The organism is Streptacidiphilus rugosus AM-16, from assembly GCF_000744655.1.
In the GTDB taxonomy this organism is placed as follows: Bacteria; Actinomycetota; Actinomycetes; order Streptomycetales; family Streptomycetaceae; genus Streptacidiphilus; species Streptacidiphilus rugosus.
On record NZ_JQMJ01000004.1, the window covers coordinates 6,413,093 to 6,438,794 of the forward strand.

Here is a 25,702-nt window from a genome sequence, read left to right on the forward strand (position 1 = left end):
TTGGTCCAGACCATTGGGGCCGTCAATGCGCCCGTGCTACGGGAGGGGATCCGTTACTCGACTGGGACCTCGGCCGGTCCCGGCGCGTGATGCTCGGTGTACTGCTCAGTGCTGAACCGTGGGCTGACCTGTCAGGACCTCGACAGCCGCCAGGCCGCAGACCCGCGCCGCGCCGTGCGTGGCGATGTGCAACGCGCCCCGCGCGGCGGCCTGGGGCACGCCCATCTCGACCACCGCGGCGTCCGGGCGGCCGGCCAGCAGGCCGTCCAGCGCCCGCGCGATCCACTCGTGCCGGTGCAGGTCCCGGACGACCACGACGAGGCGGCGTCCGGCCGACTCCCGGCGCAGCCGCTCGACCAGCGCCGGCAGCAGCTCCGGCGTGGCGTCCCGAGGGCCGACGCTCTCTGCGCGCGTCCCGGGGAAGCGCGCGGCGAGCATCCCCGCCACGCCCCAAGGCGTCTCGTCGCCGACCGCGATGTTCGCGATCGGGCTGAAGGAGACCACGTAGGGGCGCTCGGTGATCGGCACGAAGCCGGAGCCCGGCGTCCTGGTGACCCGCAGGGCACGGCGCGCCGCCCGGAGCCCGATGGCGAGGTCGGGGGCCAGCCTGCCGCTCGCCTCGACCTGCTCGGTGGTCCACTGACCCAGCGCGCGGACCCGGCCCGCGGCCTCGGCCAGCCGTTCCTCGCTCAGCTCGCCGTCGCGCACCGCCTGGACCAGCGCGTCGCGCAGCAGCAGCACCGTCTCCTCGTCGGCCAGACCGCCGCCGACGCAGATCGCGTCCACGCCCGCGCCGATGGCCAGCACGCTGCCGCGGGTGACGCCGTAGGTGTCCGCGATGGCGCCCATCTCGATGCCGTCGGTGACGATCAGGCCCTGGTAGCCGAGGCCGCCGTCGGCCGGGGAGTTGCGCAGCAGCTGCAGCACGGCCCGGCTCAGCGTCGCGGGCCGGTCCCCGTCCAGCGCCGGGACCATGATGTGGGCGGTCATGACGGCCTTGGCCCCGGCGGCGATCGCCGCCTTGAACGGCACCAGGTCGCGCGAGCGCAGCAGGTCCACGTCGATGTCGACCACCGGCAGACCCAGGTGCGAGTCGACGGCGGTGTCGCCGTGGCCGGGGAAGTGCTTGGCGCAGGCGGCGACGCCCACCGACTGCAGCCCCTCGACCCAGGCGGCGGTGTGCCGCGCGCAGAGGTCGGGGTCGGCGCCGAAGGAGCGGACCCCGATGACCGGGTTGTCGGGGTTGGAGTTGACGTCGGCGGAGGGCGCCCAGTTGTAGTTGACGCCGCACTCGGCCAGGGCCCGGCCGAGCTCGCGGGCGACGTCCCTGGTCAGGCCCGGGTCGTCGACCGCGCCGAGGGCGAGGTTGCCCGGCCAGGACGAGCCGCTGCCGGCCTCCAGCCGGGTGACGTCCCCGCCCTCCTCGTCGATGGCGACCAGCACGTGCGGGTTCTCCGCGCGCAGCTCGGCGGTGAGCGCCGCCAGCTGCTCGGGGTCGGTGACGTTGCGGGCGAAGAGCGCCACCGAGCCCAAGCCGTCGCCGAGGTGGCGGCGCAGCCAGTCGGGCGGGGTGGTGCCGACGAATCCGGGCTGCAGCACCGTGAGCGCGTCGCGGTGGAGCCGGTCCCTCGTCCGAGCGGTCCTGGCTGACGACGGGTCGAGGATGCTCACGTTCACGTCAGCCCTTCACCGCACCGGCCGTGAGGCCGGACGCGATCCTGCGCTGGACGAGCAGGAAGAGGATGACGACGGGAACGGACATCATCGTGGAGCCGGCCATCATCGGGGCGAACTCGGTGCCGTGCTGGGTGGTGAAGTTGCCCAGCCAGACGGTGGCGGTGGTGTTGTGCTGGTCCATGAGGACCAGGGCGTAGAGGTACTCGTTCCAGGCCTGGATGAAGCCGTAGATCGAGGTCGCCACGATGCCGGGGGCCAGCAGCGGGAAGACCACGCGCAGGAAGGCGCCGGTCCGGGTGCAGCCGTCGACCTGAGCCGACTCCTCCAGCTCCTTCGGGATGTTCACGATGAACCCGCGCAGGGTCCAGACCGTGAAGGGCAGCACGAAGGTGAGGTAGGTGATGATCAGGCCGGTGATCTTGTTGGTCTGCTGGAAGTCGTTCAGCAGCAGGAAGACCGGGATCACCATGGCGACCAGCGGGATCATCTGCACGGTGAGGATGCCGATGATGACGACCTTGCGGCCGCGGAAGGCGAAGCGCGAGATCGCGAGCGCCGCCAGCAGGCCGACCACCATGCCGATGGCGACGGTGGAGAGCGAGACGATCAGGCTGCGGGTGACCGGGCCCCAGAAGTCGGAGATGTTCAGGGCCCGGCTGAAGTTGTCCAGCGTGACGCTGGTCGGGAAGAGCTTCGGGTTCGCGTCGATCGCGTCCTTGGCCGGCTTGAACGCGGTGTTCAGCATCCAGTAGACGGGGAACCCGGCCACGACGAAGACCACGACGCCGATCAGGTTCCAGACGCTCTTGCCGGCCGTGCGGCCCCAGTTGCGGCGGCGGAGCGCGGGGCGGGCGATCGAGGCCGGCGTCGAGTGCACGGCCCTGGCGGTTCCGGCTGCGGTGTCGGTCATCGTCACTCCACCTCTCCGATCTTCAGCATCTGGCGCATGTAGACGGCGATCACACCGAGCAGCAGCAGCACGGTGATCACCGCGATGGCCGCGCCGGCGGCGTAGTTGCCGGTGACGAAGCCCTGGTTGAACGAGTAGGTGCTGAGCAGCTGGTACTGCGGCTCGGGGTGGCCGCCGCGCATCAGGTAGACCTGTGCGAAGACGCCCATGTCCCAGATCACCGAGAGGGTGCCGAGCATCACCAGGATCGGCTTGAGCAGCGGCAGCTTGACGTGGCGGAAGACCTTGAAGGCGCCGGCGCCGTCGAGCCTGGCGGCCTCCTCGAGCTCACCGGGCACCTGGGTCAGGCCGGCGTAGAGGGTGATCGCGACGAAGGGCACGGCTCCCCAGACGACCAGCGCCATGATGACGGCGAAGCCCTCCCAGGTGTTGACGAACCAGTCGTGCCCGAGCATGTGCACCCCGGGGATCTTGCTGAGCAGCGAGTTCAGCACGCCGTAGTCGGCGTCGGTCATCCACTTGAAGACGGTGACCGCGACGATGATCGGCATGGACCAGCTGGCCACCAGCGAGATGTTGATCAGCGTGCGGACGAAGGGGCTGACCTTCTGCAGCAGCAGCGCCACCAGCATGCCGAGCACCAGGGTCAGCACCACGGCACCGGCGGCGAAGCCGATGGTGCGGAGCACGACCTGCCAGAAGAAGCTGTCGCCCAGCACCTTCGAGTAGTTCGCGAAGCCGACCCAGCTCGGCGGGATGAAGCCCCAGAGCTGGCTCTGCCCGTAGTTCTGGAACGAGATCTGGATCAGGTGGAACAGCGGGTAGCCCAGGACCAGCAGCAGCAACAGCAGCGCGGGGGCGAGGAGCAGCCAGGGCGCGAGCGGGGACGCGCCCCTCCGCCTCGGCGCTCGTGGTCGGGTTTCGGCGGCACTCATCACTGTGCTCCTCAGTTTTCCTCTTCACGCGGTCGTGCTGTGCCAACAGATCGTGCTGTGCCAAGGGTGGTGCTGAGCCAAGGCGGACCGTGCCTGGGGCAGAGCGGGCCGGATCGGGGATCCCGATCCGGCCCGCTCAGATTGATCAGCCGTTGATGACGGCGTTGATCTGCGTGTCGGCGTTCTTGGTGGCGTCAGCGATGGAGGCCTTGCCCGTCGCGATGTCCTGGAGCATGTTCTGCAGGATCGCGTTCTTCTCGACGGTCAGCCAGCCCGGCGCGGTCGGCACGAACCAGGTGTTGAGGGCGACCTTGGCCATGTAGCCGAGCTTCGGGTCGCTGCCCAGGGCGGCCATCATGGTCTTGTTGTTGGGCAGGTTGCCGGCGGTGACCAGGGCCTGCTGCGCGGTCGGGTTGGTGAAGTCGTTGATCCACTCGGAGGCGAGCGCGACGTTCGGCGACTTGACCGGGACGACCAGGTCCGAACCGCCGATGAAGGACGGCATGGTCGCGTTCTTCACGCCCGGCAGGGCGAAGGGAACGATGTTGTCCTTCAGCTTGCCGCCGGTCTTGTCGAACTTCGGGTCGGCGGCGGAGGGGGCCTCCCAGCCGGCGCCGAAGATCAGGTCGGACTTGCCCTGGCCGTAGACGATGTAGCGGTCCGACTCGTCCTTGGTCTTGTCGCCGTGCATGTACTTGTCCTCGATGGCCTTCCAGCTGGCCAGACCCGCCTGCGCGGCCGGGTCCTCGAGGGTGGCGGTGAACTTGCCGGAGCCGTCCGCCTTGGCGATCTGGCCGCCGTTGTCGTAGACGAAGGACATGGCCGCGTACCAGTCACGGGTGGGCTGGTACCAGGCGGAGAAGCCGGAGCCCTGCTTGGCCTGCACCTTGTCCAGGTCGCCGGTCAGCTCGGCCCAGCTGGTCGGGGTGTTGTTGGTGACACCCGCGGCCGCGTTGACGTCCTTGCGCCAGGCGGCGGTCTTCACACCGGCGTAGTAGGGGACACCGAAGAGCTTGCCCTGGTAGGTGGCGGTGGACTGGAGGGCGGGCAGCCAGTCGGAGGAACCGGTGAACTTGGTGGCGTCCAGCGGCGCGAAGGCGCCCTTGATCATGTAGGAGAGGGTCTCGGTGTTGCCCATCTCGATGACGTCGGGGACGTTCGGGGTCGCCAGCGCGGCGTCGAACTTCGTGTTCTTGTCGCCCCAGGAGTAGTACTGGACGTCGACCTTGGTGTTCGGGTGCGCCTTGGTGAACGTGGCGGTGGCGGCGGAGACCGCGCCCGGCCAGTTCTGCTGCGCGTCGACCGCGAGCCAGACCGTGATCTTCGCCGGGTCGGCAGCGGGCTTGGACTTGTCGGTCGTGGAGCTGGAGCTACAAGCGGCGATGCTGAACAGCATCGCGGTGCTGCCGATAGCGGCGATAAGTCGACGGTTCACGCCATCCTCCTGGGATGCCCGGATTCCCCCCATCTGTTCCGGTTGCGGCCTCTCGCGACGAGCAGTGTGCGGAGGCCGCCGTCCCAGTGATGGGTCGGGGAGTTGTAGTGGTCGATGTGGTTTAGACCAGTGCCTGGAGCTTGGCCTAGACCAAATGCGAGTGTCAACGGGTTGCACGCCAAAGACTCGGAGCCGTTATCAACCCGACACCGGGCCAGCGCCGGGGCGTGATCCGGTGGTACACCTCTTGACCTGGACCGGTCGCACGCATGCGAAAGGGGGGTCTTGCCAAGCCGGGGCTTCAAGGTCTAGACCATGTGGTACGCCTGGCCTGGACCAATCCCTTCCGCCGGTCAGTCTCAACGGAGGAAACTCGGTCCGGCGTCTCGTACTGAGCATGCTTTCGCGCACGCGGACGTGCCACCATAAGGGCCGAACGGCGTGCTGCCGACGGCGACGATCAGGGACAGGAAACAGGAGCGGTGATGACGACCGATGGGGGTCCCGGGACCGTGCCGGCGGAGGAGACTTCGGCAGGTGCGTCCACCGCGCGCGTCCCGAAGTACTACCGCCTGAAGCGCCACCTGCTGCAGATCACCCAGACCCAGGCGCCGGGCACCCCGGTCCCGCCGGAGCGGACGCTGGCGCTGGAGTTCGAGACCTCGCGCACGACCGTGCGCCAGGCGCTGCAGGAGCTGGTGGTCGAGGGACGACTGGAGCGCATCCAGGGCAAGGGCACCTTCGTGGCCAAGCCCAAGGTGTCGCAGGCGCTGCAACTCACCTCCTACACGGAGGACATGCGCGCGCAGGGCCTGGAGCCCGCGTCGCGGCTGCTGGAGGTCGGCTACGTCACCGCCGACGACCGGCTCGCCGAACTGCTGGACATCCGTCCGGGCGGACGGGTGCTGCGGGTCGAGCGGCTCCGCCTCGCCAGCGGCGACCCGATGGCGATCGAGACGGCCCACCTGAGCGCGAAGCGCTTCCCGGCGCTGCGGCGGAACCTGGTCAAGTACAACTCGCTGTACACGGCCCTGGGCGAGGTCTACGGCGTGCACGTGGCCGAGGCCGAGGAGACCATCGAGACCTCCCTGGCCACCCCGCGTGAGGCGGGCGTACTGGGCACCGACGTCGGCCTGCCGATGCTGCTGCTCTCGCGCCACTCCTTCGACGCGGCCGGCGAGCCGGTGGAGTGGGTGCGCTCGGTCTACCGCGGTGACCGCTACAAGTTCACCGCGCGCCTGCAGCGCCCGGAGGCCTGAGACCGGTGGGGCGGGCCAGGTTCGGCCTGCTCGGTCCGCTCCTCGTCGACGGGGCGCCGACTCCGGTCGGCCCGCCCCGTCCCCGTGCGCTGCTGGCCGTCCTGCTGCTGCGGGCGAACCGGCCGGTCCCCCGCCGGGAGCTGGCGGAACTGCTCTGGGACGGACGTCCGCCGGAGCACGGGGCGCGGACCGTCTCCAGCTACGCCATGCGGCTGCGGCGCGCCCTCGGCCCCGAGCTGGCGCCGAGACTGACCACGCACGGCCACGGCTACGCGTTCCACGTGGACCCGGCCGAGCTGGACGTCTCCCGCGCCGAGCGGCTGCGCGAGGCCGCGCTCGACGCGTCGCGCGGCGGCGACCAGCGGGAGGCGCGGAGCCGCGCGGAAGAGGCGCTGGAGCTGTGGCGCGGCGACCCGCTGGCGGACATACCCGAGTTCCTCGGGCGGGCCGCGGTCCTCCAGCACCTCACCGAACTGCGCCTGCAGCTGACCGACCTCCGGCTGGACGCCGCGCTGGCCCTCGGCGACCACCACGCCGTCCTGCCCGAACTGCGCGCCGCGACGGCGCACGACCCGCTCCACGAACCGCGGATCGCCCAGCTCATGCTCGCCCTCCACCGCGCCGGCCGCCGCGCCGAGGCACTGGAGACCTACGTCACCGCCGCCGCCTCCCTCTCCGCCCGGGCCGGCCTCACCCCGGGCCCCTCCCTCCGCGCCCTCCACCTCCGCCTCCTCTCCGACGACCCCTCCCTCACCACCCCCGAACCCCCCACCCGGCCGCCCGGCAGCGACCGACCGCAGGCAGGAGCCCTCCCCGAGCCCCCACCCGCGACACCGGAGGACGCCGCGGCGGCGCGCCCACCCGCGCGTGCGGACGGGGTCCGGCGAGCCTCGGCCCACCCACCGATGCCCGAGCGGCCGTCCCGCTCCCCGGAGGAGGGCACCGCGGCGGACGCACTCCCGGGCGAGAGCCGAGCAGAGGGAGCCCCGACCGACCCGGTCACGCCCGAGCAACCGTCCGGCTCCCCGAAGGGCGGCCCCGTGCGCCGCGACACCGACCCGGCCGCGCAGCGCGCGGCGCAGGCCGGCGACCCGCCGCACGACCAGCGCTCGCCCCGAGGTCCGGACTCCGGCGCCGGCCTCAAGGACCCGGCCGGCCTGCCCGGGGAGGCCGCCGCGGTCGGCACCTCCCTGGGCGGGAGCGAGGCCGGGGTGGGCGGTGAAGCCGCGGGGAGAGGGCCGCGCCGGGGGCGGGCCGTGCCACGGGAGTTGCCGGGGGCGGTGCGGGGGTTCGTGGGGCGGGAGGCGGAGGAGGGAAAGGTCGAACAGCTGCTGCTGACGGCCGGCGAGGGCGGCGCGGCGGTCGTCGTGGTGAGCGGGCCGGGCGGGATCGGGAAGACCGCGCTGGCGGTCAGGGTCGCCCAGCGTCTGCGCGAGGAGTTCCCCGACGGGCAGCTGTACGCGGAGCTCGGGTCCGCCGACGTCGCCACCGTGCAGGCGCGGTTCGTCGCCGCCCTCGGCGAGACCGAGCCGCTGCCGCAGGAACCGGGGGCGCGCGCCGCCCGGTACCGGAGCCTGCTCGCGCGGCGGCGCGTCCTGCTCGTGCTGGACAACGCCTCCGACAGCGCGCAGGTGCGTGACCTGGTGCCCGGTGACGAGCGCTGCGCCGTCCTGGTCACCAGCCGTTCGCCGCTCGCCGACCTCGACGGCGTCCGCACGCTCGCCCTGCCCCTGTTGACGGACCACCAGGCCACCGCCCTGCTCGCCGAACTGATCGGCCGCGACCGGATCGAGGCCTCCCCTGACGCCGCGCTCGCGACCGTACTGGAGGCCTGTGGCGGACTGCCGCTGGCCCTCCGGATCGTCGGCGCCCGCCTCGCCTCGCGGCCGGCCTGGCCGGTGTCCGCGCTGGCCACGCGGCTCGCGGACCGCCGGGGCAGGCTCGGTGAGCTCACCGCGGGCGAGCTGTCCGTCCGCGCGGGCCTCGACGTCGGCTACCGCGGCCTGCACGGGCGGGCGGTCGCACAGCTGCCGCTCGGCCTCGCCTTCCGGCTGCTCGGCGCGGGCGGACTGCCGGTCTGGTCGACGGCGGCGGCCGCCGCCCTCTTCGGCACCGACGAGACCACCGCCGACCGCGTGCTGGACGCCCTCGCCGACGCGCAGCTCCTGCAGGCGCACCGCGACGGCGGTTACCGGTGCCACGACCTGGTCGCCCTCTACTCCGCCGAGTTGAGCGAGACCGAGGGCACCGCCACGAGCGCGCTCGCCCGCCTCGCGGACTGGTACCTGCGCGCCGTCGAGGCCGCCGACCGGCTGCTGCGGCCGGGCGGCAAACCGCTCGTCGCCCTGCCCGCCGTCCACCCGGCCGCCGCCGGGGCGGAGCCGGCCTCCCCCGTCCTGCCCGACGCCGCCGCCTCGCTGAACTGGCTCGACGCCGAGCTCGGCAATCTCGTGGTGCTGATCCGCCGCTGCTGGGAGGCGGGCCTGGACGCTCCCGCGTGGCAGCTGCCGACGCTGCTCTTCCCGTTCCTGGTCCGGCGCAAGTACTGGCTGCCGTGGGAGGAGAGCCACGCGCTCGGGCTGCGCGCCGCCGCCCGCGCGGGCGTCGCGGAAAGGGAGGCCGAGCTGCACAACGGCATGGCCATGGCACTGGCCCTGACCGGCCGCGCCGACGCCGCGATCACGCATCTGGAGACCGCGTTGGAGCTCAACCGCGCCGCCGGCGCGGAGTACCAGATCGGCCGGACGCTGAACAACCTCGGCATGGCCCATCGCGAGAGCGGACGGCCCCGCGAGGCCATCGGCTACCTGCACCAGGCGCTGGAGTACCGACGCCGCACCGGCCCCGGCGACGGGGAGGCGGCGACCTGGTCGGGTCTGGGCGAACTGCACCAGGACCTCGAAGAGTTCGGACGGGCCACCGACTGCTACCGGCGGGCTCTCGCCCTGCTCAGGGCCGGGGGCAACCTCCACGCCCAGGCGCTGACGCTCAACGGCATGGGCGAGAGCCTGATCGCGCTCGGCGAGCACCGCGAGGCCGCCACCTGCCTGCGCGACGCCTGCGGAATCCTGGAGGAGACCGGCGACCCGATGAACCTGGGCATCGCCCTGGGCAACCTCGCCACCGCGCTGCGCCGGCTCGGCCATCGCGGTGAGGCGGAGGACGCCGACCGCCGCGCCCAGGAGCTCATGACGGAGACACAGCTCCCCCACGGCCACGAGCCGCGACGGGCGACGGCCCTGCCCGCCACCCGCAATCCGCTGGAACAGGCCCGCCCCCACGCCTGAACGCGTCGCTGGCCATAGCGCTCCCCACGTCCGGGCCGGCTCCAGCGGTCCCCTCGCGAAGGAAAGCCTGCCAGGCGGCAGTGACAATCCGATGGCATCTCGATGGCGCCCCTGCCGGGCCTAGGCGTCGGCGTCCGCTTCTGGGGATCCGCCGCCGCGGCGGGCCTGCTTCACCTCGCGGGAGAGCTCCCAGGCGTCCGCGACCGGGCCCAGGTGGGCCAGCTTGTCGGGGTTGAGCACGATGCGGATCGCCTGGATCCGCCCGTCGAGCACGTCCAGCGCCAGCGTGTGGACCACCCTGCCGTCCCGGTCGCGGACGATCGCGCCCGGCAGGCCGTTGATCTCGTGCGGCTCCGTCGTCACGTCGAGGCCGGCCAGCAACGGGAACAGCGAGGCCAGCAGCCGGGCCACGTTCCGGGGGCCGACAATGGCCCTGGCCAGCTGCGGAGCCTTGCCGCCGCCGTCGCCGACCATCGTCACGTCGGCGGCGAGCAGTTCCTGCAGCCCGGCGACGTCGCCGTCCCGCAGCGCCTCGAAGAAGCGCGACGCCAGCTCCTCCCGCTCCCGGCGATCGGCCTCGAAACGCGGGCGGCCCTCCTCCATGTGCCGCCGCGCCCGCACCAGCAGCTGCCGGCACGCCGCCTCGGACCGTCCGGCCGCCGCCGCGACCTCGTCGAATCCGAAGCCGAACACCTCGCGCAGCACGAAGACCGCGCGTTCCAGCGGGCTCAGCCGCTCCAGCAGCAGCAGCGCCGCCATCGAGACGGAGTCGGCCAGCTCGACCGCCCGCGCCGGGTCCTCGTAGGGGTCGGCGAGCAGCGGCTCGGGGAACCACGGCCCGACGTACTCCTCCCGCCGCACCCGCGCCGAGCGCAGCACGTCGACGGAGATCCGGGTCACCACGGCCGACAGGTAGGCCTTGGCCGACACGGGCTCGGTCGCCGAGGCGTCGTACCGCAGCCAGGTCTCCTGGACCGCGTCCTCCGCCTCGCTCACGCTGCCCAGGATCCGATAGGCGATCGAGAACAGCAGCGGGCGCAGTTCCTGGAACTCCTCGACCTTCTCCATACCGGCTCCCTTCCCCGTCGTTCCGCTCACCACCCTGGACGAGACAGCCGGGCCTCCTGTGACATCGCCGGAGATTCGACCCCTGTGACCTGCGTCACCCTTGATCGATCGAACGTACGCGATCTCAGTCGGCGGGATTCCGTGCACGCACCCGTGACGTGAGCGCGGCAAAGGTCTAGATTCCGGGGGTCAACAGATCGTCAAAAGGACAGCTGGGAGCCGCCGGTCATGCCAGATGCCTCACAAGCCTTGCCGACACCGACCAGGGCGCTGCCCCTCGTGACGCCCGTGCGGATCGTCTGTGCGGTCCTGCTGCTCGCCCCCTTCGTGGCACTGCTCTGGGTCTCCTCGTACGCGCGGATGACACCCGCGTTCGCCGGGATCCCCTTCTTCTACTGGTACCAGCTGATGTGGGTGATCCTCTCCGCGCTCCTGACGGGCCTCGCCTACCTGCTGTTCACCCGGGAGGAGAAGAGCCGCAAGGCGCTCCGCGACGCGGGCGCGGCGGCCGGCTCAGCCGCCGCGGACTCCGCGGCCTCCGGGGGTGAGGAGGCGTGAAGACCGACTGGGTCGCGCTGACCGTCTTCCTGCTCTTCTTCGCCCTCGTCACCGCCGTCGGCTTCGTCGCCGCGCGCTGGCGCCGCGCCGAGAACGCACACCACCTGGACGAATGGGGTCTGGGCGGACGCAGTTTCGGCACCGTGGTGAGCTGGTTCCTGCTCGGCGGGGACCTGTACACGGCCTACACCTTCATCGCCGTCCCGGCTCTGATCTACGGCGTGGGCGCGGCCGGCTTCTACGCCGTGCCGTACACGATCATCGCCTGGCCGCTGGTCTTCCTCTTCCTGCCGCGGCTCTGGTCGGTGGCCCGCAGCAAGGGCTACGTCACCCTGGCCGACTTCGCCCGCGGGCGCTACGGCAGCAAGAGCGTGGCCCTGGCCGTCGCCCTGACCGGCATCCTGGCCACGATGCCGTACATCGCCCTGCAGTTGGTGGGCATCCAGGCCGTGCTGGACACCCTGCACGTGGGCGGCGGCAGCAGCTGGGGCAAGGACCTGCCGCTGCTGATCGCGTTCGCCGTGCTCGCCGCCTACACCTACAGCTCGGGGCTGCGCGCGCCCGCGCTGATCGCCTTCGTCAAGGACACCCTGGTCTACGTCGTCGTCATCGTCGCGATCATCTACATCCCGATCCGGCTGGGCGGCTACGGCCACATCTTCCACGACGCGGCCACCGCCCTGGCCAAGACGAACCCGGCCACCGGCAAGCCGCGCGGCGCGCTGGTCTCCGGCCCGAAGGCGCAGTGGGCCTACGCGACGCTGGCACTCGGCTCGGCGATGGCGCTGTTCATGTACCCCCACTCGGCGACCGGCGTGATGGCCGCCAAGGACCGGCTGACGGTCCGGCGCAATCTCGCGATCATGCCGGCCTACTCGCTGATGCTCGGCCTGCTCTCGCTGATCGGCTTCATGGCCATCTCCGCGGGCGTCGGCAAGGGCGTCAAGGGCTACAACGCGCAGCTGGCCGTGCCGCAGCTGTTCCAGCAGATGTTCCCGAGCTGGTTCGCGGGGGTGGCCTTCGCCGCCATCGGCATCGGCGCCCTGGTCCCGGCGGCGATCATGTCGATCGCCGCGGCGAACCTGTTCACCAGGAACGTCTACAAGGAGTTCCTGAAGCCGAACGCCACCCCGGAGGACGAGACCAAGGTCGCCAAGCTGGTCTCGCTGGTGGTGAAGCTCGGAGCGCTGGGCTTCGTGCTCGGCATCGACAAGCAGTTCTCGATCAACCTGCAGCTGCTGGGCGGCATCTGGATCCTGCAGACCTTCCCTGCGATCGTCGGTGGTCTGTTCACCCGGTGGTTCCACCGCTGGGGTCTGCTCGCGGGCTGGGCGGCCGGCATGGCCTACGGCACCTACGAGGCCTACGGCGTGGCCGCGGCAGGCAAGCCGCACTCGCACTTCGGCGGCAGCTCGGCGAACATCCCGGTGATCGGCCAGATCGGCTACATCGGGGTGACCGCGCTGGTGCTCAACCTCGCCGTCGCCGTCGTGCTCACCGTGGGCCTGCGCCTGATCAGGTCGACCGAGGGCCTCGACGAGACCGTTCCCGCCGACTACACCTCCGACGTGGACCAGATGGAGCACACACCCCCCGTGATCGCCCCCGTCACCACCTGATGCGCCCTTAGAACGGGCCGCGCGCTCCCGCACACTGGGACGGCGGCCCGTTTCGCATTCCGGCGACGGGCAGGTCGATCCCCAGGGGGCGCGACGTGGCACTGACCGACCAGAACCCGAAGGCACAGCGGACGGCACCGCGCCGGCTCTTCCCCGGCCTGCCCGGCCCGCTGACGCTGACCGCAGTCCGGCACGGCCAGAGCACCGCGAACGCCGCCTTCCACGCGGCCGAGGCGGAGGGGGCCCTGGACGTCGGCATCAGCTGCCGCGACGCGGACCTCTCGCTGACCTCCCTCGGCCGGGAGGAGGCCCGCGCGCTGGGCCGCTGGCTGGCCACCCGGGACGGCGACGGACTCCCGCAGAGCCTCTGGGTCTCCCCCTACCTGCGCACCCAGGAGACCGCGGAGCTCGTCGTCGAGGAACTGGACCGCGCCGGGCTTCCGCTGCCCGAGCTCTGCACCGACGAGCGGCTGCGCGACCGCGAGCTCGGCGTCCTGGAGATGCTGACCTCGGCGGCGATCGAGCTCCGCCACCCGACCGAGGCCGCACGCCGCCGCCTCCTCGGCGAGCTGCGCTGGCGCCCGCCGGGCGGCGAGTCCTACTCCGACGTGGCGCTGCGGCTGCGCAGCGCGCTGCGCGACCTGTACGAGGCGGAGGCCAACCGGAGGGTGCTGGTCGTGGCCCATGACGCGGTGGTGCTGCTGCTCCGCCACGTCATCGACGACCTTCAGGAGGGCGAGCTGATCGAGATCGGCCGGGCCGGAGCGGTGACCAACACCTCGGTCACCCGCTGGATCCGCGACGCCAAGGGCGCGCTGACCCTCGACCGCTGGAACGAGCGCCCGCACCTGGCGTGACGCCGCGCGCCGCGGGCCCCGGTCAGCGCTGGACCGTTCCCGGTGCGGGCGCCGGAGGCCACCGCGTGGCCGGACCAGGGATCTCCGCGCCGGTCGCACCACCCCAGGCGCGCGCAGCCCTGCCGGTCTCCGGCTCCGCCGCGTGTGCGCGACACCTCTCGGCAGAGGACCAGTTGGTTGCTCGCGTCAGCCGGTGACACGGAAGTAGGAGGGGTTGGTCACCCCGACGGGCCAGCTGACCGTCGTACCCTTGGACTGCATCGGGGCGTAGGCCACCGCCAGGGAGAGCCACTCGCCGTGGGGCGCGGCGCGGGTGACGCGCATGCGGACCTGGAGCGTCGCGGACTCGCCCGCGCGCAGGCGGAGGCCGGCGCTCGGGCCGACGCGGCCCGCGAGCTGGCCGAGCGCGGGATCGAGGTCGACCCGGTGCCAGTGGCCGCCGCGCAGCGACTCCAGACGCAGCGCGTTCGCCCGCAGCGTCCGGCCACGGGCTCCGTAGACCAGGACCGGTCTGACCTGCGCGCACACCGCGCCCGTGCGGTTGCGGACGGTCAGCCGCAACGTGGTCCAGCCGCCGCCCGCCCGGTACGCGCCGTGGACGCCCGAGAGGGTGACCGCCATCGGACTCGGGCGGCTCGCGTCCGCGCACGGCGCCGCGCGGACGACGGGTGGCGCCGCCTGCGCGGGTATCGCCGCCACGCCCGTCCAGAGTGTGGTCGCCGCGCAGCAGCCGGCTGTCAGGGCTCGGGTCCATCGCAAGTTCATCACTCAACGAACATGGCACGTGACTCTCCGCACCGCCGCTCGAGCACCCCGGTCGGAGCAGCACCCCGCACCTCGGGCATCCTTCAAGGATGAGCATCATCGTCCGCCCCGCCCTGCCCTCCGAGTACGACGCCGCAGGTCACCTCGTCGCCGAAGCCTTCATCGCCGACGGCCACACCGAACGCGACGGCGACTACGCGAAGCTGCTCCGCGACCCCCGCGACCGCGCGGTCAAGGCGGAACTGCTCGTGGCCGTGGAGGAGGAGAGCGGGACCGTTCTCGGCTCGGTGACCTTCGCGCCGCCCGGCTCCCCCTACGCCGACCTCGCCGTCGACCGCGAGGGCGAGTTCCGGATGCTCGCCGTCTCGACCGACGCCGCCGCCCGTGGCCGCGGCGTCGGCGAGCTGATGGTGCGCGCCGTGATCGCGCGCAGCCGCGAGCTCGGACTGCCTCGGATCGTCATGTCCTCGCAGCAGCGGATGCGCCACGCGCACCGGATCTACGAGCGGCTCGGCTTCGTCCGCACCCCGGACCGCGACTGGTCGCCCATCCCCGGCGTCGACCTGTTCACCTACGCCCTGGAGCTGGTTCCCGAGGCCGGACAGCCGGCTCTCAGCTCTCGAACTGAGTAACTAACGACACAACATCTGGGGGTGCATGGCGAGAGCGCCACCAGATGTATGCTCATGCTCGCTGTCGACGCAGGGGAACCCGGTGCGAGTCCGGGACTGCCCCGCAGCGGTGAGCGGCCCTGCCGTGAGTCCGATGACCTGCCGTCAGTGTGCCTTCATGTGCCCACATGAAGGCACTGCACGTCAGGGCCTCGCGGGTGGGCCGACGGGCCGCTTCGCGCTGCCCTCCTCCCCCGTGGCCCCACTCAGCCACCGGCCGCCAACGAGGAGCGAGCGCGTAGATGACGGACACAGCCGTCCCCACCCTGCCCCAGCCCACCCAGGAGCCCAGCGGGCCGTCGGACGCCCCCGGCACGGCGCTTCTGGTCACGCTCACCGAGCGCTCCGTCGACCTGCCGCAGGTCGACCCGGGCAAGGTCGCCGCCGCCGCACTGCGCGGCCGCAGCGCCCGGGCGGACTACGCCGAGCTGCGGGGGCTGGCCATGGAGGCGGCCGCCGCGCTCATCGCCGAGGACCCGCAGTACTCGCGCCTCGCCGCGCGGCTGCTGGCCGAGGAGGTCCGCGAGGAGGCCGCCGGGCAGGGGGCGACCTGCTTCGCCGCGTCCGTCGCCGTGGGTCACCGCGAGGGCCTGATCGGCGACGCCACCGCCGCGTTCGTCGCCGCGCACGCGGACGAGCTGGACGCCGTCGTCGACCCGCAGGGCGACGACCGCTTCGAGTACTTCGGCCTGCGCACCGTCTACTCCCGCTACCTGCTGCGCCACCCCATCACCCGTCAGGTGATCGAGACCCCGCAGCAGTTCATGCTGCGCGTGGCCTGCGGCCTTGAGGTCGGCGGCGACGAGGCGTCGGTGGCCGAGGTCGCCTCGCTCTACACGCTGATGAGCCGGCTGGAGTACCTGCCCAGCTCGCCGACGCTGTTCAACTCCGGCACCCGGCACCCGCAGATGTCCTCCTGCTACCTGCTCGACTCGCCGCTGGACGAGCTGGACTCGATCTACGACCGCTACGCGCAGATCGCCCGGCTGTCCAAGCACGCCGGCGGCATCGGCCTCTCCTACTCGCGCATCCGCTCCCGCGGCTCGCTGATCCGCGGCACCAACGGCCAGTCCAACGGCATCGTGCCGTTCCTGCGCACGCTGGACTCCTCCGTGGCCGCGGTGAACCAGGGCGGCCGGCGCAAGGGCGCGGCCTGCGTGTACCTGGAGACCTGGCACGCGGACATCGAGGAGTTCCTCGAGCTGCGCGACAACACCGGCGAGGAGGCGCGCCGCACGCACAACCTCAACCTGGCGCACTGGATCCCCGACGAGTTCATGCGCCGCGTCGAGGCAGACGCCGAGTGGTCGCTCTTCTCGCCCGGCGACGTGCCCGAGCTGGTCGACCTGTGGGGCGCCGAGTTCGACGCCGCCTACGCGAAGGCGGAGCAGGCGGGCAAGGCCGTCCGCACGGTCCCCGCGCGCACCCTCTACGCCCGGATGATGCGCACCCTGGCGCAGACCGGCAACGGCTGGATGACCTTCAAGGACGCCTCCAACCGCGCCGCCAACCAGACCGCGCTGCCCGGCCGGACGGTCCACTCGTCCAACCTGTGCACCGAGATCCTGGAGGTCACCGACGACTCGGAGACCGCCGTCTGCAACCTCGGCTCGGTCAACCTCGGCGCGCACCTGGGCGCCGACGGCGAGATGGACTGGGAGCGCCTGGACGCCACCGTCCGCACCGCGGTGACCTTCCTGGACCGGGTCATCGACATCAACTTCTACCCGACCCCCGAGGCCGGCACGTCCAACGACCGCTGGCGCCCGGTGGGCCTGGGCGTGATGGGCCTGCAGGACGTCTTCTTCAAGCTGCGGCTGGACTTCGACTCGGCCGAGGCGAAGGCGCTGTCCACCAGGATCTCCGAGCGGATCATGCTCGCCGCCTACGAGACCAGCTGCGACCTGGCCGAGCGCCTGGGTCGCCACGCCGCCTACGCGGAGACCCGCGCCGCCCGCGGTCAGCTGCACATCGACCACTTCGCGGTGGCTCCCAGCTGGCCCGCGCGCTGGGAGGCGCTGCGCGCCCGCGTCGCCGAGACCGGCCTGCGCAACTCGCTGCTGCTGGCCGTCGCGCCGACCGCGACGATCGCCTCGATCGCCGGCGTCTACGAGTGCATCGAGCCGCAGGTCTCCAACCTGTTCAAGCGGGAGACCCTGTCTGGCGAGTTCCTGCAGGTCAACCCGTACCTGGTGGCGGACCTCAAGCGGCTGGGGCTGTGGAACGCGATCACCCGCGAGGAGCTGCGCGAGGGCAACGGCTCCGCCCAGGAGATCACCGACCTGCCGGAGGACCTCAAGCGCCTCTACCGCACCGCCTGGGAGCTGCCGCAGCGCGCGCTCATCGACCTGGCCGCGGCCCGCATGCCGTACCTGGACCAGAGCCAGTCGCTCAACCTCTTCATGGCCGCGCCCACCATCGGCAAGCTCAGCTCGATGTACGCGTACGCCTGGAAGGTCGGCCTGAAGACCACCTACTACCTGCGCTCGCGCCCGGCGACCAGGATCGCCCGCGCGGCCGTCCAGCAAGCCCAGTCCGTGCAGGAGGCCGAGGCGGTCGCCTGCTCCCTGGAGAACCCCGAGTCGTGCGAGGCCTGCCAGTAATGAGTGACCCCAGCAAGAACATCCTGGACCCGGGCTTCGAGCTGACGCTCCGTCCGATGCGCTACCCGGACTTCTACGAGCACTACCGCAACGCGATCAAGAACACCTGGACCGTGGAGGAGGTGGACCTGGTCTCCGACGTCGCCGACCTGGCGAAGCTGTCGGAGGGCGAGCGGCACATGCTCGGCCGCCTGGTCGCCTTCTTCGCGACCGGCGACTCGATCGTCTCCAACAACCTGGTGCTCACCCTCTACAAGCACATCAACTCCCCGGAGGCGCGGCTCTACCTCTCGCGCCAGCTCTTCGAGGAGGCCGTGCACGTCCAGTTCTACCTGACGCTGCTGGACACCTACCTGCCCGACCCCGAGGACCGCAACGCGGCCTTCGCGGCGGTGGAGAACATCCCCTCCATCCGGGAGAAGGCGCAGTTCTGCTTCCGCTGGATGGACAGCGTGGAGAAGCTGGACTCGCTGCAGACCAAGGAGGACCGCCGCCGGTTCCTGCTGAACCTGATCTGCTTCGCCGCCTGCATCGAGGGGCTCTTCTTCTACGGCGCCTTCGCCTACGTGTACTGGTTCCGCTCGCGCGGCCTGCTGCACGGCCTGGCGACCGGCACCAACTGGGTGTTCCGCGACGAGTCCATGCACATGGACTTCGCCTTCCAGGTCGTCGACACGGTCCGCGCGGAGGAGCCGGACCTGTGGGACGACTCGATGGGCGAGCGGGTCACCGCGATGCTGGAGGAGGCCGTCGAGGCCGAGCTGCAGTTCGGCCGTGACCTGTGCGGCGAGGGCCTGCCGGGCATGAACGCGGACCAGATGCGCCAGTACCTGGAGTGCGTCGCCGACCAGCGCCTGACCCGCCTGGGCCTGCCGGTCCGCTACGGCTCGGAGAACCCGTTCGCGTTCATGGAGCTGCAGAACGTCCAGGAGCTGACGAACTTCTTCGAGCGTCGGGTCTCCGCGTACCAGGTCGCGGTCGAGGGCTCGGTCTCCTTCGACGACGACTTCTGATCCACGCGACACGAGAGGGGCACGGCGTCGGTCGACGCCGTGCCCCTCTCTTCGTCCATCGGAGTGAACCAGCGGCTCAGTCGCTCGGTCGCTCAGTCGTTCGGGACGGTCTCGTAGCGCGGGGTGAGCTCGGCCATCTGCCGCAGGGCGTCCTTGCGGTCCCGCTTGCTGAGCCGGTCGATGTACAGGTACCCGTTCAGGTGATCGGTCTCGTGCTGCAGGCAGCGCGCGAAGAAGCCGGTCCCCTCCACGACGACGTCCTTGCCGTCCCTGTCCTGCCCCCGCACGACGGCGAAGTCCGGCCGGGCCAGCTCGGCGTACGCGCCGGGCACCGACAGACAGCCCTCGTTCCCGTCGTCCAGCTGCCGCTTCGCGGGGTCGAGGTCGTCCAGCACCGGGTTCACCACGACGCCGATGTGGCGGACGTTGTCGTCGTCCGGGCAGTCGTAGACGAAGACCCGCTGCCCGACCCCGATCTGGTTCGCGGCCAGCCCGACGCCCTCGGCGGCGTACATGCTCACGAACATGTCGTCGATCAGCGCCTGCAGCTCGGGCCCGAAGTCCGTCACCGTGGCACACGGGTGGTGCAGCACGGGATTCCCGACCACCGTGATCGGCCGCGCCGTCCCCCGCGACGTGTCGGGCTCCTCCCCGATCACCTGCTGCGGGGCCTCTTCCAACTGCTCTTCCGACATGCTCTCGCCTTCAACGTTCCCAGCACTCTCGCAGCAAGGTTACGTTGCGCGTTCAGAGCGCGGGGTCAGTTGCGCCCCAGGGGTGCGAGGAACTGCGCGACAAGCCACCCAGCCAGGTATGCCTCCGAACGCGCAGGACCGTCCTCCCCCAGCCTTCGGCCGGGGGTACCTCCTCCGGGTGGTCAGCAGACTTCTTCGAGGTCCCGGTACGCCCTGCGGCCGGGCGCGCTCGCCGCCCAGCGGTCCAGCAGCTCCTGGACCAGGCCCTCGGGCGCGGCCACGCCGCACTCGCGCTCGGGAACCCACATCTCCCCCTGCGCGTGGTGGCTCAGCCGCCCCAGCGGGCCGTCGTCGTGCGGGTCGTGGGTGCCGCTGTGGCCGTCGTCCGAGGCCATCCTGCTCTCCGAGCAGGCCCGGCAGAGCAGCCGGACGGACGAGGTCCAGTCCTCAGCCGCGTAGCCGGCCTCCGAGACCAGCCGTTCCAGCGCGTCCCGGTCACTCTCCGTCGCCGCCTGCAGCAGCACCACGTGCGTCGGAACGGGTGACGGCGCCCACAGCTCGATCTCGTCGAAGACCGGGAAGGGGACCCCGTCCGCCACGCGCTCCCCGTGCGGGGTGCCGTCGTGGAGGACCACCTCGCCCCAGCGCCGTCCGGAGGACGGCAGCGGAATGCTCAGGACCTCCACTCTCGCCGGGTCCAGGCGTCTGCCCCAGACCACCTCGGACTCGCCCTCCGGCGACAGCCGGACCGGCGTGGTGCCGAGGTCCAGGCCGACCGGGCCGTCCCCCGCGGGCACGCGCAGGCCGTAGGCCTGCCAGGAGCGGCGGGCCAGGGCCCAGTCCTGCAGCGCGGTCGCCGCGATGCCCAGGTTCCACCAGTCGGGCGCGCCGACGCCCGAGCCGCGGTCCAGCAGCGCGACCGCGCGCAGCCCCGCGGCCCGCGCCTGGTCCCAGTCGCGGCGGAACTTGTGCAGGAGCGCGAGATTGAACCAGGAGTCCGAGAGCCACGGTTCCAGATCCGTGGCGCGGACCAGCAGCGCGCCTGCGTCGTCGAGCCGACCGTCACCGATGAGCGTGAAGGCGCGGTCGGTGGTCTGCCGCCAGCTGGCGGACGGCCTCTGCCGTGCACGATTGAAGATCTTCACCTCAGCCTGCCGCTTGTCGGTCCCCAGCACCCTGCGTACTTGCGATACCTGCGTTCCGGCCGGGCCGGTCACGTCAGGGCGTGCACACGTTGCGTTGCTACATCCATAGGTCGACACATGGACCCGCAAGGGCCCTGCATCAGCATCCAACCACGAGCACCCCCTGCCCGCTGCCTACCCAGGCATCCTCAGGCAAACACGGGCCAATGCCTCGACCACTCGTGGTTCGTACTCCGACGCGGTGTTCGCCCGCAACTGGGCCAGCACCTCGGCGCGACGGGCCGGACCGGGGTCGTCGCACGCCAGGTCGTCGTAGGCGTTGGCGGCCCGGATGATGCGGGCGGCCATCGGCAGGCCGGGGTCGCGGGAGCCGTCCGAGCGCCGGTAGGGCTCGGCCAGCCGGGCCACGATCTCGGCCACCTGGGCGGGGACGCCGGTCCGCCGGATCACCTCGCTGCCCAGCCGGCCGATCCGGCGCTGCTCCTCCTGGGACAACAGCGCCGTGGCGCCGCCGGGAATGGGGTCGACGAGCGAGAGCTGACCGATGTCGTGCATCAGTGCGGCGTATTCGAGCAGCAGCAGTTCGCTTTCGGGCAGGGCGAGTTCGCGACCCACGCCGCGCGCGAGAGCGCAGACGCGCAGCGCGTGGCCGGGCAGCGTGTAGCCGGCGACCTCCGTCGCGCGGGCGAGGCTGGCGATGGTCTGCCGCTGGGTCGCCCGGATCGCCGCGTAGCGGCGGAAGCCCGCCTGGGTCAGCAGCAGAGGCACCGAGAAGAGCGGCAGGGCCCAGAGCCCGATCTCGCCCGCCGCGACGGAGATCACCACGCCGGTGGCCACGATCGCCGAGCCGATCCGCAGCAGCGCGCCGAACTCGTCCCGCAGGGCGCGCCCGAATCGCGCCTCGGACAGCAGTGCGCCGAGCAGGACGTCCGCGACGGCGGCGAGCGCCGCGCAGGCGGCGATGTAGGTGCTGTAGGCGGGGCCCTGCTGGAGGCCGTGGCGCAACAGCACGCCGTGGTTGTAGAAGGGCTGGAAGAGCAGCGCCGCGAAGCCGACGGAGAGCACCCGCCGCACCGCGGAGTCCCAGCACAGCCGCCTGCCCTGGACCAGTCGCGGGACCATGCCGACCAGCGCCGCCCCGCTGCAGACCAGCACCACCTGGCCGACCCCGTGGTGCGTCCGCGCCCCGGCGAGGCTGCCCAGCAGGGCGTAGGCCAGCGCCCCTGCCGCCCCGAGCGGCGTGTGCTCCCGCTCCCCCGGCAGCGGCGTCCGCACCAGCTCGCCGACGGCGACGAGTCCGCCGAAGGCCAACGCCACCCACGGATCGACGAATCCGTAGCGGACCGTCCAGAGCAGGGAACTGACGAGCAGCAGGACGGCCGCCGCGTAGACGGCCGCCGCCCGCCAGGTCGCGGGCGGAGCCTCCGGCCCCACCGCACGCCACACCGCCGCCAGCGGCGCCCTCGGCCCGGCCGACCGCGTCGGCTCCGCCCGCGCCGCTCCGGCGGAGCCGCCCTGCTGGGCCGGGAGGGCAGGTAGAGCGGGTCCGGCCGACGACGACGGTGACGATGGCGACGCCCCTGCGGCCCCCTCGCCGCGGGCGGCTCCGGGGGTGCGTTCGGGCTGCCCCATCAGGCAGCGCCCGCACGGGTCGGCTCGCGGATGCCCAGCGGCAGGTCGGGGGCGTCCTCGTCGCCGGGTGAGAAGGCCACCGGCTCCCAGCCGTGCCGACGGACGGCGCGGATCAGCGCGGCCACCATCACCGGGTCGAACTGGCTGCCCGCGCAACGCTCCAGCTCCACCACCGCCTCGGCGACCGGCCTGCCGCGCCGGTAGGAGCGGGTCGAGGTCATCGAGTCGAAGGCGTCCGCCACCGCGATCACCCGGGCGAACTCGGGGATCTCCTCCCCGGCGAGCCCGGCCGGGTAGCCGCGCCCGTCGATCCGCTCGTGGTGGTGCAGGATGCCCTCGCGCGCCTCGCCCAGGAAGCCGATGCCGCGCACCATCTCGTGCCCGAAGGTCGGATGCAGCTGCACCGCCTCGTGCTCGTCGTCGGTCAGCGGGCCGTTCTTGCGCAGCACGCGCGTGGGCACGCCGAGCTTGCCGATGTCGTGCAGCACCCCCGCGATCCGCAGCGACGCGACGCGCTCCTCGTCCATCCGCAGCTCGCGCGCCATCAGCACGGACGCCCTGCTGACCCGCTCGCTGTGGCCGCGGGTGTACTCGTCCTTGATCTCCACCGCCTGCACCAGTGCGCTGACCGTCGCCTGGTGCGCGGCCTCCTCCCGCTGGAACTGCGCGAAGACCCAGGAGGACACGGTCAGCGGCAGCAGCACCAGCACGGCGGAGAAGGATCCGTAGGGCCCCTGCCACAGCACCGCCATGGTCAGCCCGATCAGCCCGTACCCGAGGCAGGGCACGAGCGAACGCAGCAGTGCTCCGCGCCAGACGGTGCGCGGGTCGGCATGCTCGGCGGCGACCCTGATCCCCCCGGCGAGCACGCCGGTCACCACACAGAAGCTCAGCGCGGCGAGCAAGGTCGGGCCCAGCACCTCGGGGAACTGATGCCGCGCCAGCTGTTCCGTGCCGCCGGTGGCGTCGAACACCACGGCGGCCGCGCAGGCGGCGAGGGCGAGCTGCGCCGCGTTCCAGGCCCGCCGCAGGGCGCGCGGCGGCGCGGCGGGGGTGAACACCGCGCCCATCACCGGCACGAGGGCGGCCTCGCCGGGCCGCAGCAGAACCGCCGCCGCGAGCAGCACCGGAAAGAACGCGGCCCACCGCCCGGGCGCGACGGCCGCCTCGCCGGCGGCCTGACGTCGCATCAACCACTCGCAGGCGACGTACAACCCGGCCAGCACCACGACCCGGCTCCACGGCCCGCCGCCCACCCCGCACAGCGCCGTACAGACCAACGCACCGGCGATCACCGCGACGGCATACAACCGCCCCCCGACTCCCAAGGGCACCCCGCACGCGCCCTCAGGCGGGTCCGCGATCTCCGCCTTCGCCACCGACTCCGCTCCGCCTTCACCCGGTCCCGGGCCCATCAGCCCGCGCGTCAGTCCATCGCACAGCGCCCGCACAGGTCGGCCGTTCCGCGAAAAACTCCACGATCGGGTGACTGGATACCCGTGTCCCGAAGGCTTGATGCAGCGGGCCGCACGAATTCTTCACACCCGAAGTGGACATTCTGCGACGACGGGTCGGCGGCAACGCCGAGGGGAGGTGGTGCGACTACTCCTGCGTCGCGGCGGCCGGGTCGGCGAGGAGTTCGCCTTCGACCGGGAGGCCGGCGCGGATGCGGTCGATCCTGGCCAGCACCTTGCCGCGGAGGTCCGCCGGGGCGGTGTCGCAGCACGAGCGCTTCACCAGCGCCTTGATCGCCGCCTCGAGCCCGTACATGTCCAGGCAGGGCGAGCACTCGTCCAAGTGCTGGCGGAGCTTCGCGCAGTCGCCCTCGCCCATCTCGTTGTCGAGATACTCGTACAAGTGGTCGAGGACGTCCGCGCACGGCGTCTCGTGGTGGTTGCCGCAGCTCATGAGTCCGCGCCTTTCCGGTCTTCCCCCGTGCTGCCACTGCCCGCCGGGACCAGTCCGCGCTCGCGGGCGTAGTCCTCCAGCATGGTGCGCAGCTGGCGGCGGCCGCGGTGCAGGCGGGACATCACCGTACCGATGGGTGTCCCCATGATGTCGGCAATCTCCTTGTACGCGAAGCCCTCGACGTCCGCGAGATACACCGCGATCCGGAACTCCTCCGGAATCGCCTGCAGGGCTTCCTTCACGTCGCTGTCCGGGAGGTGGTCCAGCGCCTGCGCCTCCGCCGACCGCAGGCCGGTCGACATGTGCGACTCGGCCCGTGCCAGTTGCCAGTCCTCGATCTCGTCCGCACCGGTGCGCTGCGGCTCGCGCTGCTTCTTCCGGTAGGAGTTGATGAACGTGTTCGTCAGGATGCGGTAGAGCCAGGCCTTGAGGTTCGTGCCCTCGCGGAACTGGTGGAACGAGGCGAACGCCTTGGCGAACGTCTCCTGCAGCAGGTCCTCCGCGTCCGCGGGGTTGCGCGTCATGCGCAGAGCCGCGGAGTAGAGCTGGTCCAGGTAGCCCAGGGCGTCCCGTTCGAAGCGCTGGGAGCGCTCCGCCTCGGTCTCCTCGGTTTCCTTCGCGGCGACCGGACCCACCTCCTCAGCGACGACATGCGTACTCGCCAAGGAGCCTATCGGGCTCACGGAGGAATCGCCCGCGACGGGCCACTCGGCCCAGGCAAGGAACGACTCCGCCGTGTCCTCCGGGCGGGCCGGGCATGCGGCTGCAACCATGAGCTGCCTTCCACTGACGTGTTCGATCCTGACAGTGGCCTCAACCAAGCAGCCCCGACGTTCATTCCCCGACCTGCGGCCCCGCCCCGGACCTCAGAAGAGCATTCCCGCGTCCTCCGGCTCCGGCTCGACCCGCTCCAGCAGTTCTGGACCGTTGTTGCGGAAGTTCCCGACCGCCGGACCGACCGGCCGCAGCTCCATCAGCCCCGGCGTCGGCGGGACCAGCAGCGCGGCGGCCTCGTCGGGGTCGGTGAGCGAGCGGTCCAGCCAGTCGTCCCAGCGGTCGCGCGGAAGGATCAGCGGCATCCGCGGATGCACGTGCTCCAGCTCCGGCTCCGCCGCGAGGGTGATGACCGTGCAGGTGGTGAGCCAGGCGGCCGGGTCGTCCTCGGGGATGCTCCGATCCCGCCAGAACTCGTAGAGCCCGGCGAAGGCCATCTCCGCGCCGTCCTTCGGGGTCACGAAGTACGGCTGCTTCTTCGGGGCCTTCTGCCCCGGCAGCTTCTCGGCGGTGTGCCACTCGAAGTAGCCGTCGGCCGGCAGCAGGCAACGCCGGGTGGAGAAGGCGCGGCGGTACGCGGGCTTCTCGTGCACGGTCTCGGAGCGCGCGTTGAACATCTTGACCCCCACCGAAGGGTCCTTGGCCCAGGAGGGCACCAGACCCCAGCGCAGCACCCGCAGCTGGCGTATCGGCTCCGGACCCCGCTCCCTGATCGGCCGTTCCAGCACCGCGAAGACGTCCTTGGTCGGCGCGACGTTCCAGTCGGCCGCCAGGGTCTCCTGCGGGTCCCACGTGGCGACCTCGAACAGCTCGACCAGGTCCTCGGGCTTACGACTTGACGCGTACCTTCCGCACATGGCTCCACCCTGCCAGGTCCCCGCCCGCGGCGGG

At 71.9% G+C, this 25,702-nt stretch carries 21 protein-coding genes and 1 riboswitch; of the genes, 8 read left to right on the forward strand and 13 right to left on the reverse strand.

All coding sequences use genetic code 11. The features are described from left to right. Positions 1 to 105: 105 nt before the first annotated feature. The 4 genes from BS83_RS37960 to BS83_RS37975 all read right to left on the reverse strand — a co-directional run bounded on the left by BS83_RS37960 (position 106) and on the right by BS83_RS37975 (position 4,957). On the reverse strand, positions 106 to 1,671 hold the full coding sequence (locus tag BS83_RS37960; protein WP_051945800.1) for a glycoside hydrolase family 3 protein: 1,566 nt from the start codon (positions 1,669 to 1,671) through the stop codon (positions 106 to 108). A 7-nt stretch (positions 1,672 to 1,678) separates the two neighbouring features. Next, positions 1,679 to 2,587, reverse strand: a complete 909-nt coding sequence (locus BS83_RS37965) for a carbohydrate ABC transporter permease (RefSeq protein WP_051944901.1) — start codon at positions 2,585 to 2,587, stop codon at positions 1,679 to 1,681. 2 nt (positions 2,588 to 2,589) lie between these two features. Beyond that, positions 2,590 to 3,522 carry a carbohydrate ABC transporter permease gene (locus BS83_RS37970; RefSeq protein ID WP_037607830.1) on the reverse strand — a complete coding sequence of 311 codons (933 nt, stop codon included), beginning with the start codon at positions 3,520 to 3,522 and terminating at the stop codon, positions 2,590 to 2,592. A gap of 145 nt (positions 3,523 to 3,667) precedes the next feature. After that, complete coding sequence (locus BS83_RS37975; RefSeq protein WP_037607832.1) at positions 3,668 to 4,957, reverse strand: extracellular solute-binding protein; 1,290 nt, start codon at positions 4,955 to 4,957, stop codon at positions 3,668 to 3,670. 485 nt (positions 4,958 to 5,442) lie between these two features. On the opposite strand from BS83_RS37975, the gene BS83_RS37980 reads away from it, so the two are divergent. After that, a complete protein-coding gene (locus BS83_RS37980; RefSeq protein WP_037607834.1) occupies positions 5,443 to 6,216 on the forward strand; it encodes a GntR family transcriptional regulator in 774 nt (257 codons plus the stop codon). A 5-nt stretch (positions 6,217 to 6,221) separates the two neighbouring features. Further along, complete coding sequence (locus BS83_RS37985; RefSeq protein WP_037607835.1) at positions 6,222 to 9,503, forward strand: AfsR/SARP family transcriptional regulator; 3,282 nt, start codon at positions 6,222 to 6,224, stop codon at positions 9,501 to 9,503. Positions 9,504 to 9,623: 120 nt separating this feature from the next. On the opposite strand, the gene BS83_RS37990 is transcribed toward BS83_RS37985, so the two are convergent. Beyond that, positions 9,624 to 10,571 (reverse strand): RNA polymerase sigma-70 factor, encoded by a 948-nt coding sequence (locus BS83_RS37990; RefSeq protein WP_037607837.1) that lies wholly within the window; start codon positions 10,569 to 10,571, stop codon positions 9,624 to 9,626. A 279-nt stretch (positions 10,572 to 10,850) separates the two neighbouring features. Between BS83_RS37990 and BS83_RS37995 the strand changes: the two genes are divergently transcribed. The 3 genes from BS83_RS37995 to BS83_RS38005 all read left to right on the forward strand — a co-directional run bounded on the left by BS83_RS37995 (position 10,851) and on the right by BS83_RS38005 (position 13,605). Continuing rightward, complete coding sequence (locus BS83_RS37995) at positions 10,851 to 11,129, forward strand: DUF3311 domain-containing protein (protein WP_408641070.1); 279 nt, start codon at positions 10,851 to 10,853, stop codon at positions 11,127 to 11,129. Continuing rightward, a complete protein-coding gene (mctP, locus tag BS83_RS38000; RefSeq protein WP_037607839.1) occupies positions 11,126 to 12,748 on the forward strand; it encodes a monocarboxylate uptake permease MctP in 1,623 nt (540 codons plus the stop codon). Before BS83_RS37995 ends, mctP begins: the two co-directional genes overlap by 4 nt. Before the next feature lie 95 nt (positions 12,749 to 12,843). After that, positions 12,844 to 13,605, forward strand: coding sequence for a histidine phosphatase family protein (locus tag BS83_RS38005; RefSeq protein ID WP_198035387.1), 762 nt, complete (start codon positions 12,844 to 12,846; stop codon positions 13,603 to 13,605). 186 nt (positions 13,606 to 13,791) lie between these two features. Here BS83_RS38005 and BS83_RS38010 read toward each other — a convergent pair whose 3' ends face one another. After that, positions 13,792 to 14,304, reverse strand: coding sequence for a hypothetical protein (locus BS83_RS38010; RefSeq protein WP_157597480.1), 513 nt, complete (start codon positions 14,302 to 14,304; stop codon positions 13,792 to 13,794). Positions 14,305 to 14,459: 155 nt separating this feature from the next. Here BS83_RS38010 and BS83_RS38015 point away from each other — a divergent pair, with 155 nt between their 5' ends. From BS83_RS38015 to BS83_RS38025, 3 genes are all read left to right on the forward strand, one after another. Next, positions 14,460 to 15,002 (forward strand): GNAT family N-acetyltransferase, encoded by a 543-nt coding sequence (locus BS83_RS38015; RefSeq protein WP_051944906.1) that lies wholly within the window; start codon positions 14,460 to 14,462, stop codon positions 15,000 to 15,002. A 48-nt stretch (positions 15,003 to 15,050) separates the two neighbouring features. Further along, a riboswitch (cobalamin riboswitch) is annotated at positions 15,051 to 15,162 on the forward strand. A 121-nt stretch (positions 15,163 to 15,283) separates the two neighbouring features. Then, positions 15,284 to 17,644 carry a ribonucleoside-diphosphate reductase subunit alpha gene (locus BS83_RS38020; RefSeq protein ID WP_051944909.1) on the forward strand — a complete coding sequence of 787 codons (2,361 nt, stop codon included), beginning with the start codon at positions 15,284 to 15,286 and terminating at the stop codon, positions 17,642 to 17,644. Then, positions 17,644 to 18,657 (forward strand): ribonucleotide-diphosphate reductase subunit beta, encoded by a 1,014-nt coding sequence (locus tag BS83_RS38025; protein ID WP_037607842.1) that lies wholly within the window; start codon positions 17,644 to 17,646, stop codon positions 18,655 to 18,657. The genes BS83_RS38020 and BS83_RS38025 overlap by 1 nt, the downstream gene beginning before the upstream one ends. A 92-nt stretch (positions 18,658 to 18,749) precedes the next feature. Here BS83_RS38025 and def read toward each other — a convergent pair whose 3' ends face one another. From def to BS83_RS38060, 7 genes are all read right to left on the reverse strand, one after another. Next, complete coding sequence (gene def, locus BS83_RS38030; protein WP_037607845.1) at positions 18,750 to 19,352, reverse strand: peptide deformylase; 603 nt, start codon at positions 19,350 to 19,352, stop codon at positions 18,750 to 18,752. A 182-nt stretch (positions 19,353 to 19,534) separates the two neighbouring features. Next, positions 19,535 to 20,497, reverse strand: a complete 963-nt coding sequence (locus BS83_RS38035; RefSeq protein ID WP_037610831.1) for a tetratricopeptide repeat protein — start codon at positions 20,495 to 20,497, stop codon at positions 19,535 to 19,537. A gap of 174 nt (positions 20,498 to 20,671) precedes the next feature. Continuing rightward, complete coding sequence (locus BS83_RS38040) at positions 20,672 to 21,931, reverse strand: HD domain-containing protein (protein WP_051944912.1); 1,260 nt, start codon at positions 21,929 to 21,931, stop codon at positions 20,672 to 20,674. 197 nt (positions 21,932 to 22,128) lie between these two features. Beyond that, positions 22,129 to 23,424, reverse strand: coding sequence for an HD-GYP domain-containing protein (locus tag BS83_RS38045; RefSeq protein WP_408641071.1), 1,296 nt, complete (start codon positions 23,422 to 23,424; stop codon positions 22,129 to 22,131). Between the two features lie 307 nt (positions 23,425 to 23,731). Further along, complete coding sequence (gene rsrA / locus BS83_RS38050) at positions 23,732 to 24,037, reverse strand: mycothiol system anti-sigma-R factor (protein ID WP_037607847.1); 306 nt, start codon at positions 24,035 to 24,037, stop codon at positions 23,732 to 23,734. Further along, the gene (locus BS83_RS38055) at positions 24,034 to 24,810 is read right to left on the reverse strand and encodes a sigma-70 family RNA polymerase sigma factor (protein WP_269664884.1); all 777 of its coding nucleotides are present in this window, start codon (positions 24,808 to 24,810) and stop codon (positions 24,034 to 24,036) included. Before BS83_RS38055 ends, rsrA begins: the two co-directional genes overlap by 4 nt. A gap of 93 nt (positions 24,811 to 24,903) precedes the next feature. Then, positions 24,904 to 25,668 (reverse strand): SOS response-associated peptidase, encoded by a 765-nt coding sequence (locus BS83_RS38060; protein WP_037607852.1) that lies wholly within the window; start codon positions 25,666 to 25,668, stop codon positions 24,904 to 24,906. Positions 25,669 to 25,702 lie beyond the last annotated feature (34 nt).

Excerpts from the sequence above, each read along its gene's own strand:
- BS83_RS37970 (WP_037607830.1), bottom strand. The coding sequence starts at position 3,522 with ATGAGTGCCGCCGAAACCCGACCACGAGCGCCGAGGCGGAGGGGCGCG.
- BS83_RS38025 (WP_037607842.1), top strand. The coding sequence starts at position 17,644 with ATGAGTGACCCCAGCAAGAACATCCTGGACCCGGGCTTCGAGCTGACG.
- BS83_RS38055 (WP_269664884.1), bottom strand. The coding sequence starts at position 24,810 with ATGGTTGCAGCCGCATGCCCGGCCCGCCCGGAGGACACGGCGGAGTCG.
- BS83_RS37965 (WP_051944901.1), bottom strand. The coding sequence starts at position 2,587 with ATGACCGACACCGCAGCCGGAACCGCCAGGGCCGTGCACTCGACGCCG.
- rsrA (WP_037607847.1), bottom strand. The coding sequence starts at position 24,037 with ATGAGCTGCGGCAACCACCACGAGACGCCGTGCGCGGACGTCCTCGAC.
- BS83_RS38015 (WP_051944906.1), top strand. The coding sequence starts at position 14,460 with ATGAGCATCATCGTCCGCCCCGCCCTGCCCTCCGAGTACGACGCCGCA.
- BS83_RS38060 (WP_037607852.1), bottom strand. The coding sequence starts at position 25,668 with ATGTGCGGAAGGTACGCGTCAAGTCGTAAGCCCGAGGACCTGGTCGAG.
- def (WP_037607845.1), bottom strand. The coding sequence starts at position 19,352 with ATGTCGGAAGAGCAGTTGGAAGAGGCCCCGCAGCAGGTGATCGGGGAG.
- BS83_RS37980 (WP_037607834.1), top strand. The coding sequence starts at position 5,443 with ATGACGACCGATGGGGGTCCCGGGACCGTGCCGGCGGAGGAGACTTCG.
- BS83_RS37990 (WP_037607837.1), bottom strand. The coding sequence starts at position 10,571 with ATGGAGAAGGTCGAGGAGTTCCAGGAACTGCGCCCGCTGCTGTTCTCG.
- BS83_RS38020 (WP_051944909.1), top strand. The coding sequence starts at position 15,284 with ATGACGGACACAGCCGTCCCCACCCTGCCCCAGCCCACCCAGGAGCCC.